This window comes from Lysinibacillus odysseyi 34hs-1 = NBRC 100172, assembly GCF_001591965.1.
Classification (GTDB): domain Bacteria; phylum Bacillota; class Bacilli; order Bacillales_A; family Planococcaceae; genus Lysinibacillus_B; species Lysinibacillus_B odysseyi.
Genome location: NZ_BCVX01000002.1, coordinates 218,412 through 231,799, shown reverse-complemented (window position 1 = coordinate 231,799; position 13,388 = coordinate 218,412). Strand labels below are relative to the sequence as shown.

The 13,388-nt window shown below is 41.9% G+C and carries 11 protein-coding genes; 10 read left to right on the top strand and 1 reads right to left on the bottom strand.

What is annotated here, in order from left to right; genetic code table 11:
- Positions 1-63: 63 nt before the first annotated feature.
- The 10 genes from BOD01S_RS03955 to BOD01S_RS03910 all read left to right on the top strand — a co-directional run bounded on the left by BOD01S_RS03955 (position 64) and on the right by BOD01S_RS03910 (position 12,010).
- Positions 64-933: an NAD(P)-dependent oxidoreductase gene (locus BOD01S_RS03955; RefSeq protein ID WP_036155853.1), complete on the top strand. Its 870-nt coding sequence runs from the start codon at positions 64-66 to the stop codon at positions 931-933.
- Positions 934-1,117: 184 nt separating this feature from the next.
- The gene (locus BOD01S_RS03950; RefSeq protein WP_036155855.1) at positions 1,118-2,026 is read left to right on the top strand and encodes a chemotaxis protein; all 909 of its coding nucleotides are present in this window, start codon (positions 1,118-1,120) and stop codon (positions 2,024-2,026) included.
- Positions 2,027-2,247: 221 nt separating this feature from the next.
- Positions 2,248-3,795 (top strand): Ppx/GppA family phosphatase, encoded by a 1,548-nt coding sequence (locus tag BOD01S_RS03945; protein ID WP_036156125.1) that lies wholly within the window; start codon positions 2,248-2,250, stop codon positions 3,793-3,795.
- The gene (locus BOD01S_RS03940; RefSeq protein ID WP_036155857.1) at positions 3,792-5,969 is read left to right on the top strand and encodes an RNA degradosome polyphosphate kinase; all 2,178 of its coding nucleotides are present in this window, start codon (positions 3,792-3,794) and stop codon (positions 5,967-5,969) included. The genes BOD01S_RS03945 and BOD01S_RS03940 overlap by 4 nt, the downstream gene beginning before the upstream one ends.
- A 93-nt stretch (positions 5,970-6,062) precedes the next feature.
- Positions 6,063-7,694, top strand: a complete 1,632-nt coding sequence (locus tag BOD01S_RS03935) for a putative bifunctional diguanylate cyclase/phosphodiesterase (protein WP_233153099.1) — start codon at positions 6,063-6,065, stop codon at positions 7,692-7,694.
- Positions 7,695-8,099: 405 nt separating this feature from the next.
- Positions 8,100-8,333, top strand: a complete 234-nt coding sequence (locus BOD01S_RS03930; RefSeq protein ID WP_036155859.1) for a hypothetical protein — start codon at positions 8,100-8,102, stop codon at positions 8,331-8,333.
- Between the two features lie 288 nt (positions 8,334-8,621).
- Positions 8,622-9,065 carry a cyclic-di-AMP-binding protein CbpB gene (cbpB, locus tag BOD01S_RS03925; protein WP_036155861.1) on the top strand — a complete coding sequence of 148 codons (444 nt, stop codon included), beginning with the start codon at positions 8,622-8,624 and terminating at the stop codon, positions 9,063-9,065.
- A gap of 129 nt (positions 9,066-9,194) precedes the next feature.
- Positions 9,195-10,085 carry a LysR family transcriptional regulator gene (locus BOD01S_RS03920; protein WP_036155862.1) on the top strand — a complete coding sequence of 297 codons (891 nt, stop codon included), beginning with the start codon at positions 9,195-9,197 and terminating at the stop codon, positions 10,083-10,085.
- Between the two features lie 77 nt (positions 10,086-10,162).
- Positions 10,163-10,879, top strand: a complete 717-nt coding sequence (dapD, locus tag BOD01S_RS03915) for a 2,3,4,5-tetrahydropyridine-2,6-dicarboxylate N-acetyltransferase (RefSeq protein WP_036155864.1) — start codon at positions 10,163-10,165, stop codon at positions 10,877-10,879.
- A 12-nt stretch (positions 10,880-10,891) separates the two neighbouring features.
- Positions 10,892-12,010, top strand: a complete 1,119-nt coding sequence (locus tag BOD01S_RS03910) for an N-acetyldiaminopimelate deacetylase (RefSeq protein WP_036155866.1) — start codon at positions 10,892-10,894, stop codon at positions 12,008-12,010.
- Between the two features lie 97 nt (positions 12,011-12,107).
- On the opposite strand, the gene BOD01S_RS03905 is transcribed toward BOD01S_RS03910, so the two are convergent.
- Entirely contained in the window at positions 12,108-13,367 is a 1,260-nt protein-coding gene (locus BOD01S_RS03905) for an MFS transporter (RefSeq protein ID WP_081977998.1), read from the bottom strand.
- Between the last annotated feature and the right edge of the window lie 21 nt (positions 13,368-13,388).

The following is a 13,388-nucleotide window of genomic DNA, read 5'->3' as shown; positions in this document are numbered from 1 at the left end:
CGAATTTTTTAAATTATTGACCGGAAGATTTGATACACTAAGAAAAAAAGGGAGGAATGGAAAATGAAAAAGAATATCGCTTTTATCGGTACCGGTGTAATGGGAGCAAGCATTGTAAAGCATTTACTCAAAGCTGGTCATGAAGTAACAGTATATAACAGGACAAAAAGTAAAACAGACGAACTTGTAAAACTAGGAGCAAAATGGGCAGAGACGCCTGCAGAAGCAAGCGAGGGACAGGATATTATTCTGACAATGGTAGGGTATCCAAAAGATGTAGAAGAAGTGTTTACAGGAAAGGACGGCATTTTCCAGGCAGCGAAGGTGGGTGCAATCGCGGTGGATATGACAACTTCTGAGCCGAGCCTGGCTAAAAAACTGTTTGAAATAGGCCGGGAAAAGAAAGTACATATGATAGACGCACCTGTCTCCGGTGGGGATATTGGAGCGCAAAACGGTACGCTCTCTATCATGGTAGGAGGAGAAAAAGAAATATTTGATCAGCTTTTCCCTATTTTCGAACTGTTCGGCACGAATGTTGTTTACCATGGAGCTGCAGGTGCCGGCCAGCACGCTAAAATGTGCAATCAAATAGTCATTGCCTCAGGAATGATCGGCGTATGCGAATCGATGGCTTACGGATTAAAGGCTGGTCTTTCAATGGAGGACGTACTGAAATCGATTACTTCAGGTGCAGCAGGATCCTGGTCTTTATCGAATCTGGCTCCCCGCATGCTGAAGGGTGATCTAGAACCAGGCTTCTATATAAAGCATATGATCAAGGATATGAAAGTGGCTCTAGAAGAGGCTGAAAAAATGAATCTCCAGCTTCCAGGCCTGACATTGGCAAAAGAGCTCTATGAAGAGCTGGAGAAAAGGGGCTATGGAGAAAAGGGAACACAGGCATTAATCCAATACTACAAAGAAAAATAAGAAGTTATTAAAGCTCGCTGCTTGTGAAGTTAACAAGATAAAAGTACTCCTATCATCTTAGATGATAATGAATGAAAAGAGTATATTTTGTCACATACTAGTAGAATTAGAATATAGGAGAAACGCCCTGCCTATGATACAATTACTGTATATATAGGTAAACGTCGAAAGGGGCGGGCAAGTTTTGGTAAAGGAAAACAAAGGTATCTTATTAGAGAGTGGTACAAACGAGCTTGAAATAGTAGAATTTGAGGTCGCTAATAATAAATTTGGAATCAATGTCATTAAAGTAAAAGAGATTATTCAACCGATTAATGTAACATTTATTCCTCATGCACATCCGCATGTAGAGGGGATTATACAGCTTCGTGGCGAGGTGCTGCCGGTAGTAGATATGCTGCGGGTTTTAGGTATTCCGAATACAGAGCGTAATCCGCAGCAAAAATATATCGTGGCGGAATTTAATAAGCAGCGTGTTGTCTTCCATGTGGATAATGTGACACAAATTCACCGTATTTCATGGGATCAGATTGAAAAGCCATCAGATATGTATCAGGGCGGAGCTTCTCAGGTTATCGGTGTTGTAAAGTACAATAATGAAATGATTCTTCTTCTTGATTTCGAACGAATTATGGTTGATATTAATCCGGCCTCTAGTATTAGTATCGAGGCAGTAAAAAAACTAGGGAAACGCGATCGTTCTGAAAAGAAAATTGTAGTAGCAGAGGATTCACCGCTACTACGTAAGCTTCTCTTTGATACAATGTCGGAAGCGGGCTATGCAAATGTAGATTTCTTTGAAAATGGCCGTGATGCCTATGATTATTTAGAAGCGCTTGTAAAGGCGGATAAAAAAATTGAAAACCATGTGCAGCTAGTTGTGACAGATGTTGAAATGCCTCAAATGGACGGACATCACTTAACAAAAAAAATTAAAACACATCCGGATTTGGAAAAATTGCCGGTCATTATTTTCTCAAGCCTGATTACAGATGACCTTCGCCATAAAGGTGAAGAGGTAGGTGCAGAGGACCAAATTTCCAAACCGGAAATTGCAGAGCTTATTTTACGCATGGATCAATTGATTCTCTAAATAACAGCGCCTGTAAATTAGGGAAATATAAAAGGAAAAGTCGGGTGCTATTATGGTATTCCGGCTTTTTTTGGCAAAGAAAAAAACTGCAAAAGGGTGCGGCTTTGGAACTCTATAGTAAACGAGCAGGCATAGAGAGTTTTTATTTGATAGACAAAAAAATGGGATGAATGTTAATGGATAGCTGTGTCGCTGAATATGGAGAGAAAGAAGTGAATCTGATGAATAGGTTAAAAACAGCTATTATTGACATTGGCTCAAATACAATTCGGCTTGTTTTATATAAATATGACAAAAAGGAAGGACTTCATGAATTCGGCAATATTAAAACAGTAGCACGGCTGCGCACATATTTACTGCCATCCGGTGAAATGAGCGAAGAAGGCATCCGTCTTCTATCACAGACGCTTTTATCTTTTAAGCAAATATTGGCGGACTATGAGGTAACCAATATTCTGGCGGCCGCAACAGCTGCAATACGCCAGGCGATTAATAAGGATGAAATTGTAGAGCGTATGAAAAAAGAAACCGGTATAGAGCTGGATATCCTTTCCGAAGAGGAAGAAGCCTATTTTGGTTTTTTGGCAGTAGTCAATTCTATGGACACCCCTTCTGCTGTCACGATCGATATAGGCGGCGGTTCTACAGAAATAACATTGTTTAAAAATAAAAAGCTGCAAAAAACCTACAGCTTCCCTTTTGGTACTGTAAGCTTGAAACAAAAATTTGTTGGCGGTTCCGTTATTAATGAAGAAGAACGGCAAGCCCTGCACGCGTATGTGAGGGAACAATTTGAGACGCTTGGGTGGATTCGGGAAGTCGGACTACCCATTATTGCCATTGGCGGAAGCGCAAGAAATGTGGCGCAGATCCATCAGCAGCAAATCGATTATCCGATTTCAGGTGTCCATCATTATGAAATGCATAAACCGGATCTGCTGGCACTAAAGAGAAACCTTGGCAAAATGACTTTTGAACAGCTAAAACAATTGGACGGGCTATCGACAGATCGAGCTGATATTATCGTGCCGGCGCTGGAAGTATTTACGACGCTGATGGATGTGGTAGGGACCGATAGCTTTCAATTGAGCAAAAAAGGGCTAAGAGAAGGCCTGATTATTAATAAGGTGTTACAGGAAGATGCGAAAGCGTTTGATAAGTACAATGTCTTTGCGGAAAATGCCAAACGGTTTGCATTTGAATATGGCCGTTCAGAGGAGGAAATGAATACCCTTCACCGATTAAGCGGTCAGCTGTACCGCGAATGCTGTGACTTGGAGCTGTTCACCTATCAAGAAGAGGATTTAAAACTAATCCAGCGCGCAGCGAAGGTATTTTCAATTGGTGAGTATATCGAGCTTGATTCTTCCAGCCAGCATACGTTTTACCTGCTGTCAAACCAATCCATCGCCGGGATGAACCATATTGGCCGGATCAAGCTGGCATTATTGGCCTCCTATAAAAACCGTGACTATTTTCGTCGTTTTTCAGCTCCTTTTGAAACGTGGCTGACGAGGGAGGAATGGAAGAAATTAAGGGAATTCGGCGCATTATTGAAATTCGTCTATGCCCTGAATGTCTCCAAACGAAACGTTACAAGACAGGTAACAGTTGAGATGGCTGACGGGGTTATTCATGTGAATATCATTGTAAAAGGAAGCGCTATCGCTGAAATTTATCAGGCAGAAAAGACAAAAAAACATATTGAACGTGTATTTAAACGTGAGGTACAGATCCATTTCAAAGAAGAAAGGTGGAAAGAGGTATGACAATCAATTTTGAAGAGCTTCAAAACGCATACTTGAATCCGGGACTTACGGAGACAGCTGCAACCGATTTTGAACCTACAGCCTTGCTCGATGAAATTGCAAAGCCTCAATATTATAATAACCGCGAACTTAGCTGGCTAGCCTTTAATGAGCGTGTACTGGAGGAAGCGGAGGATATAAATAATCCGCTTCTTGAACGTTTGAAGTTTCTCGCAATTTTCAGCTCTAATTTAGATGAATTTTTTATGGTACGTGTGGCAGGTCTCCAGGATCAGATCAGAGCGGGATTCCATAAGCCTGAGAATAAATCCGGCCTAACACCTAAAGAGCAGCTGACAAAGATTGCAGAACGTACACAGGCACTTGTTCGCCGGCAAACAGAAGTATACCGTTTTCTAGTGGATGAGTGCCTGCCGAAGGAAAATATTCATATAAAGGATTTCAAATATTTGTCGATAGAACAAAAGCAATACATTAATGAACTGTTTGAAGAAACCATCTTCCCTGTATTGACACCGGTGGCAGTAGATGCCTATCGCCCGTTTCCAACATTGCTTGGTAAAACATTGAATCTTCTTGTCCGTCTGGAAAGCAATCAGGCGGACGGAGAAAGTTCCGACCGTGTGGCTATCGTACAGGTGCCGTCTGTATTGGACCGGTTTATTAAAGTACCGTCGAACGAAGGGGAAACGATATTTGTCTTGTTGGAAGATGTGATTACAAGTCATATTGACCGCTTATTTTATGGTTATAAGGTAAAGTCCTCCCAGGCATTCCGCTTAACACGTAATGCAGATTTAACGATTCATGAGGAAGGAGCACAGGATCTGCTTTCCGAAATTGAAAAGGAATTGAAAAAAAGAAAATGGGGAGTCGGTTCGCGCCTTGAAGTACGAGATGGTGAAATGAATGAAGAAGTGCTGGCTTATTTACTTGATGAATTCGAAATCAGCGAATCGGATGTCTTTCGGATAGACGGTCCGCTCGACCTTACATTCATATTCTCTTTTGTAAAGACAATTTCTGTAGGGCGTGAACATCTTGAATATGAAAGCTTCATTTCGCAGCCGCCGCTTGATCTAGGGTCAGATGAAGATATATTCGAAAAGGCATTAACCCAGGATTTGTTCTTCCATCATCCGTATGAATCGTTCGTACCGATTGTTGACTTCATTACAGAAGCAGCAAGTGATCCGTCTGTTCTGGCGATTAAACAGACATTATATCGTGTAAGCGGAAATTCTCCAATCATTCAAGCACTCAAGCAGGCTGCTGAGAATGGCAAACAAGTGACAGTGCTGGTGGAGTTGAAGGCGCGTTTTGATGAGGAAAATAATGTCCATTGGGCAAAGCTATTAGAGCAGGCAGGTTGTCTTGTCATTTATGGAATGAACAATTTAAAGACACATTCCAAAATTACGCTCGTTGTTCGGCGCCGTCAGGAGAAAATAGAACGGTTTGTCCATCTTGGAACGGGAAATTATAATGATGCTACGGCAAAGGTTTATACAGATATGGCTATTATTACTTCCAACAAGGAGTTTGGCATCGATGCGACGAATTTCTTTAATTATTTAAGCGGCTATACAGAAAAGCCGCAATTTCATCATATCGTTGTAGCGCCATTTGATATTAGGGATGAGTTTATTCGTCTGATCGATGAAGAGATTGCATGCCATAAAAAATATGGTAATGGTTTTATTCGGGTAAAGATGAATTCTTTGACGGATAAAGATTTGATGATGAAGCTATATGAGGCATCGATTGCTGGCGTGAAGGTAGAGATGATTATACGGGGAATATGCTGTTTGCGACCGGGTATCCCGGGAATCAGCGAAAATATTACCGTGACTTCCATCGTGGGGCGTTTCTTGGAGCATTCTCGCATTTATTGGTTCCATCATAATGGTGAAAATAAAGTTTTTTTATCTTCGGCGGATATGATGACGCGGAATATGATTAAGCGGGTAGAAATTTTGTTTCCTGTGTATTCGCTTGATATTAAAAAACGAATTCAGCGCATTATGGAGCTACAGCTGCAGGACAATCAAAAGGCACGTATACAGGACTCAAATGGGAAATATCACTATAAAGAAGATCATAATAGCGACAAGAAAATCAACAGCCAGGAAATTTTCCTTCAAGAGGCAATCGGTGAGCCTGTTGAAGAGTAGAATAATGGCTGTATAAGATGTAATACCATTGCCAAGTTGTTAGCTAATGGAAATGGAAGGCATCAGGATGATTGTTGGATGGGAGGATCCGAAGTGATAGGAATCATAGCAGAAGAGAGAGAGCAAGCTTTGCAGCAAATCATTCGACTAAATCCATTCGATGCTGTTGTAATGTTGAAAAAAGTAAAATGCGGCTATACCGTTGAAGAGATAAATGAAAGGGCTATCCGGTTGTTTGGCCATTTTGCCGAGAAGCATGTTGATGCAGAAACATTTTTCGGCATAGCGGATTGGCAAGTGATCCATACCTTCATTGAAGAAGAAAGCCGAATAGTTCAATACATAACTATTCAATCCGGAAAGCAATATGCTTGTTATACACAGGAATTGACAATAAATGATGAACGATTGCTTTTTATCGTGCTGCGGTCGATTGCTGCTCATGAGCAAATTGCCTATGAGGATGAATTAACTGGCTTATTGAACCGGCGTGCCCTGCAAGAAGGATGGGAACTGATGATGGAGGAAAAGAAGGAGCTCCATACAGCCCTTCTTATCGTTAATCTGGATCGCTTTAAAAAATTTAATGAGTCATTAGGAAAACCTATGGCAGATGGGATGCTTGCAGTTATCAGCAGCTGGTTTAAAGGATTGCGCAGTAACCAGTGTGAGGTGTTCCGCTATAACGGTGATGAATTTGTCTTCACCTACCACTATCAGGAAAGAGAAGAAGTGGAGAGGCTGGCGGCGCATATTTTGCAGCTGTTAAAAAGACCGATTGTTGTCGAGCAGCAAGATTATTACGTTACGGCTTCTATCGGTATTGCGATCAGTATTGCCGAGCAAATCCCGCAATTAGATACAATGCTGCATCATGCAGACCAGGCGTTATTTTATGTGAAGAACCACGGCAGAAACCATTATAGCTTCTATCAAAAAGAGATGAATCAAGTATTTCCGAATGAAGCCTTATTGGAGGCCCATTTGCGGAGAGCCATTGAATTGGAGGAGCTATCGATCCATTTCCAGCCACAGATTGATTTACAATCAAAAAGAAGCAATAGTTTTGAGGCATTGATACGCTGGCACAATCGGAAGTTCGGTTTTGTGTCACCCGGCCAATTTATTCCGCTCGCAGAATCCTCAGGTCTCATAATAGAAATCGGTGACTGGGTGTTAGAAAAAGTTGGCGAGTATATGAAGGAGTGGCGTGAAAAAGGGTACCGGCCTGTCCGAATTGCTGTTAATATTTCACCAAAGCAATTTAGACAAGCTGACTTTGTGAGCAAGATTGAACAGTTGATCAAGCGCTATGAGCTGGACCCTGCTCTATTAGAGCTGGAAATTACAGAAAGCTCCATGACGAACGTAGAGGAAACTACACTTGCACTGCAAAAGCTTAAAAAGATAGGTGTCTACGTATCGGTAGATGATTTTGGAACCGGCTATTCCTCGCTGAGTTATTTAAAAACCTATCCAATTGACATCATTAAGATTGATCAATCGTTTATCGCTGATATCGAAAAGGATAAAAAAAATGAAGCGATTATTGAAGCGATTATTTCCCTTTCCCATAGCCTTGGATTAGAAGTGATAGCAGAAGGAGTGGAACGGGAAGACCAGGAGAAATTTTTAAGCAGCCTGCAATGTAAAAAAGTACAGGGCTATCTGTATGATAAACCGCTGCCCGTCGAAAAAATTATTAGTCAATACTTAATGCCCTAATAGAAGGCTGTACTGAAGGCCAAAGGAATTGACATTTTTGGCGATACTGAAAAAACTTATCAAAAGAGATTGTGCCATAGCAAAAAACAGGAAACTGTTTATGCTATGGCTTTTTCTTTTAGACTGCTGATTACTGTATCGGCGGATGCTTTCCTGAAGAAGGTCCCTGAGCCGCTTCGTCGCTGACGCTCTTGCAACGTCTCAAGCTGTTTGCTATTTTTTTAGAAGCCGCCGCCTGTGTGCTGATTAACTTGCTTTACGCTTTTCTATAGTATGTGAAAAAAGTAAACTTTTCGATGCTGTTATTTTTGGGAAAGGGCATTTTTGCTTAAACTGGCTTGTCCGTCGCTGCATAAATTACTAGGAGCGCAGTAATACTAAAAAGAAACGAAAGGGGAGGATTCGATGAACGCTATATGGTGGGGAGCGTGCATCATTGTCGCTGTTTTATGTGGGATAGCAGCTTATTCAACTGTAGCTGTGGCAAAGCATATAGGTCGACGCGATGCAACACATGATACAATCAGCCAGGCAGTTGCTCGTCATCCATTTTTACTGAACCCTATTATTATGATGTACTTTGTCGTCGGAATATTCATGGCTATCATCATTTTTTATTACCACGCTGCTAGCAGTTAAAAAGGGAACAGAGGGACATTACCGGCCAATATGGGTACGGCCGGAATTGTCCCGTCTTCATCTTAGCAATCTAGGTTTTTCGGTGAATTCGCTGTCTTTTTAGAAAGAGAGTTCACCGCTATTTTCATTATTTACTTGAAAGCAGCAGTGATTTTCTTGCAAAATGTTAAAGGGAAAATTTAAGAATTTCAGGGCTCCTATGCGTAGGCACTCTAAAAGCAAGTGTGATATGATAAATACGAGTGTACTATCCTGTTCGATTTTTGGGCAGTAAAGGAGTAGAATGACATGCTTTCAACAAACAACAAAGAATTATTGGATGTACCTATTAAAGATTTTATTATTTCATCCGAAAAGGTTGCTCATGTTCAAAGCGGAAACAGCGCGGAACATGCATTGCTTGTCTTGACACGTACAGGGTATTCGGCTATTCCTGTATTGGATATTAAATACCGCTTACAGGGATTGCTCAGCAGCAAAATGATTACAGAAGCAATTTTAGGATTAGAACGGATTGAATATGACCGTCTTCCAGATATAAAAGTTGACGATATAATGCAAAAAGAAGTCGCCTATTTAAAAGTTACAGATACATTTAAGCGCGCTCTTGACCTAGTCATTAACCATGCTTTCCTTTGTGTAATAGACGAAGAAGGAACATTTGCTGGCATTATGACCCGTCGTGTTATTTTAAAACAACTAAAAAAATATATTTACCAGAGTGAAGGATAAAAAGGGTCGGCAAAATCCGTAAAGGGTTTTGTCGACTTTTAACTTCTTTTGGCACAAGTTTTCTAGTTTTAGAGAGTATGAGCCGGACTAGAGAGAGACATAATGGATAATGAAAGAGGAGGGGACGAGATGACAGCAACAGAAGCAGAAATCATCAAAGTGCTTGCTGAAGAAAGGAATATGCGAAAGGCGGCAGAACGGCTGTTTTTAACTCAGCCGGCTCTATCCCAACGCCTACAATCAATTGAAAAGGAATGGGAAACGCAGTTATTTTTACGTTCGCAAAGAGGATTGACTCCAACGCCGGCAGGAGAGCTTGTTATTCAGTATGCGATTGAACAAATTGCCAAAAGGGAGGAAGTGTTTGAAACAATCCAGGCATTCAATTCGAAAGTGCATGGAACACTTAAAATTGCCTGTGCTTCTATTGTAGGGCTGAATTGGCTGCCTAAAGTATTAAAGGATTTTGTGACATTATATCCGGATACAAAAATCTCCCTCATGACAGGCTGGAGCTCTGAAATTGTGAAAGCCCTATATGAAGGGGAAGCACATATCGGCATAGTGCGTGGACAGGCGGATTGGAAAGGAAAGAAAATTCACCTGTTTCGGGATATGATGTACTTGGTCGATAAGGAGATTAAAGCATTGGAAGATTTGCTTACAACAGACCGGCCATTCATTCAATTTAAAAGTGACTCAGATTATTACCAGGAAATTCTTCAGTGGTGGCAGCGGCATTTCAATCAAAATCCTCGTCATCAGATTATTGTAGACCAAATCGAAACATGCAAGCAAATGGCACTTAATGGGATTGGCTTTGCTATTTTGCCTTCCATTACATTGAACGGCTCGGAGGATGTAAATAAAATCCCTCTCCATCATACGGAGAACGATATGGGGCTGACACGAGATACATGGCTGATCGGCTATGAGTCTGCATTCGAGCTGCGGCAAGTAAATGCTTTCGTTGACATTGTGCAAGACCACGCACGCTGTTTATATGAATACAAAAATTAATTACGTGATATTTGACAGAAATTTTAGTACAATCATAACACGTTAATTATTCTTACATAGAGAGAGGTTAAAATAGGATGAGCGAAAAATTAAACGCGCAGCAGATTATTGAATTTATTTCCGGTGCTAAAAAAGTGACACCGGTAAAAGTATATGTAAAAGGCGACAACGCAGCGTCTTTATCATATGGAAAAGATACAAAAGTATTCGGCGAAGGCAATAGTGCAATCGTGTTTGGCGAATGGAGCGAAATCGAGACAGCACTGCAAAACCATGGCGGGAAAATTACAGACTATGTTATTGAAAATGATAGAAGAAATTCCGGTGTACCGTTACTGGACATGAAGCATATTAATGCCCGTATTGAACCAGGAGCGATTATCCGTGACCAAGTAACGATTGGTGATCAGGCTGTCATTATGATGGGGGCTATTATCAATATCGGAGCAGAAATCGGGCCAAAGACAATGATTGATATGGGCGCTGTCCTTGGAGGACGTGCAACGGTTGGTGCAAACTGCCATATCGGGGCAGGAACAGTGCTTGCAGGGGTAATTGAGCCGCCAAGTGCACAGCCGGTTATTATCGAAGACGATGTAGTGATTGGCGCTAATGCTGTCGTACTAGAAGGCGTACGTGTCGGAAAGGGTGCCGTTGTAGCAGCAGGCGCTATCGTTATTGAAGACGTAGCTCCTTATACAGTAGTAGGGGGAGTTCCAGCCCGGGTACTAAAAGAGCTAGACGAAAAAACAAAATCAAAAACAGAAGTAATTGATGCATTACGAAATATTTAAGAGGGTGACTGCATGCAATCATTGATTGAAATCCGCCGGGCCCTGCACCAAATTCCGGAGCTCGGTTTTCAGGAAGTTAAAACACAAGCGTATATCCTGTCATTTTTAGCTGAATTACCGCAGGAACATTTGACAGTTACAACTTGGCGTACGGGGCTTATTGTATCTATTAGCGGTACAAATCCGTCCAAAACAATTGGCTGGCGGACAGATATCGATGGGCTGCCTGTAAAAGAGGAAACAGGTGTTGCTTATGCGTCTAAGCATGAAGGGCATATGCATGCGTGCGGCCACGATTGTCATATGACGGTTGCACTTGGCCTAGTCGCGGCGTTTACGGCAAGTCGTCCAAAACAAAATGTCAATGTTTACTTTCAGCCTGCAGAGGAAGGTCCAGGAGGCGCAGAGCCAATGTTGAATTGGCTGAAGGAAGAAAGACCGGACCTTCTATGTGACGAGATCTATGCACTCCATGTAGCACCGGAATACCCGGTAGGCACGGTAGCTACGCGCCCGGGATTATTATTTGCCAATACATCGGAGCTTTTTATTGATTTAAAGGGAATCGGCGGGCATGCTGCTTATCCTCATAAAACACGCGACATGGTAGTAGCAGCAGCCAACCTCCTGCTGCAGCTGCAGACGATTGTGAGCCGCAATGTCGATCCGATGAGCAGTGCTGTTATTACTGTTGGAAAGATGACAGCCGGGACAGTGCAGAATGTCATTGCAGAGAATGCACGACTAGAAGGTACTATCCGCACATTGAATGCTGATTCTATGCAGGAGGTAAAGCGGCGGATAGAGGCGATTTGTGCAGGAATAGAAGCTGCATTTGAATGTACGGTTTCTATAGACTACGGTTCTATGTATTATGAGGTAAATAATGATTCTGCCTGTGCAGAACGCCTATTGAGCTTTGCGAAGGAATATGAAGGGGCGACGGACTACCGATGCCCTGCTGCCATGACTGGAGAGGACTTTGGCTATTTTGTGAAGGAGATCCCAGGTGCTATGTTTTGGAGCGGTGCTAATTGCTCGTATGGACTGCATCAATCAAAGATGAATCCGGATGAAAAACTATTGTCATTCAACAGTGAATTTGTTGAGGCATTCATTAGAAGCTTATAGAGAAAAGGTGGGCAAGCTTTATTGTTTGCACACCTTGCGTTTTATACAAAAAGGCCGCCCGGGAATATGTTCCCGGGCGGCCTTTATATTGTGCTTGTTAAGAGGCACGCAGTAGATGAGATGCTTTCCTTGTTGCCCAAGTATAAGCAAGTACAAAACAGCCAGCTAATACAATGCTTCCTAAAATATAAGGAGATGTGATTTTCCACTCAAAAAGCATACCGGCTAAGGCCGGGCCAAACATATTACCTAGACTCATGTACGCATTGTTCATTCCGGCAGCGAAGCCCTGCTCATTACCTGCTACTTTACTGATGAGCGTATTTACCGCTGGACGGATAAATGTAGTAGCAATAGAGAATAGGGTTGCAACGATGAGTACAACGAAGAAGCCGCTTACGAATATAACAAGTAGCATCATGACAGCCGCCAGTAATAGATTGACTAAAATGACTTTCATTTCCCCGTATTTCTTAAACAACTTATCAATGACGAATATTTGAAGGATAACCCCTGCAAAGCCGCCGACAGTTAAAATGATAGAAATATCCAGTGGCGTATAGCCGAATTTATGATCTAAATAAAGCGATAATGTCGACTGGAAGTTAGAGATCCCAAAGCTGAAAGTGAATACAACAATTAAAAATATAAAATAGGACGCTCTTGTCGATTTAACCAATTGTTTTAGCAGATTTTCACTCGGTGGTCTTGCCACAGCTTTCATATCTGCTGTATTTTTAATATTTGGTAAGATCAGCCATGATAAAACAGCTGCGACTAATGCAGCAGAGCCAGCTACATAAAAAGGAAAATGCAAATTGATGCCTGATAAGACACCGCCGAGCCCAGGACCAATAGTAAAGCCCAGACTCATAGCAGCCCCCAGCATACCCATTCCTTTACCGCGTTCTTCCACAGTCGTGATATCAGCAACAAAGGCCATAATTGGCGGCATGACGAAGGCAGCTCCTGCACCACTTAAAAAGCGGGCAATAAATAATACCCATACTGCATCGGCAAGACCAAATAAAATTTGAGAAAAGCCGTAGACGATGAGCCCGCCGATAATGAACATTTTTCTTCCGTGACGGTCGGATAGCTCCCCGGCAACCGGAGAAAATAAAAATTGTGCCAATGCAAAGCCTGCAATCAGGAACCCTAGAACTTGTCCCCCTACACCGAATATTTGTAAATATGCGGGCATAACCGGGACGATAATGCCGATACCTCCCATTGTGATGAAAAGGTTGAACATTAGTATATAAAGAGCACCATTATTAGTACCTTTGGCCATGTGACACCGCCTTTCTTCTAAATTATTTCGATTTTTGAAATGATAATACACATAGTCTAACATAATTAGACTGCAGGTGTCTCT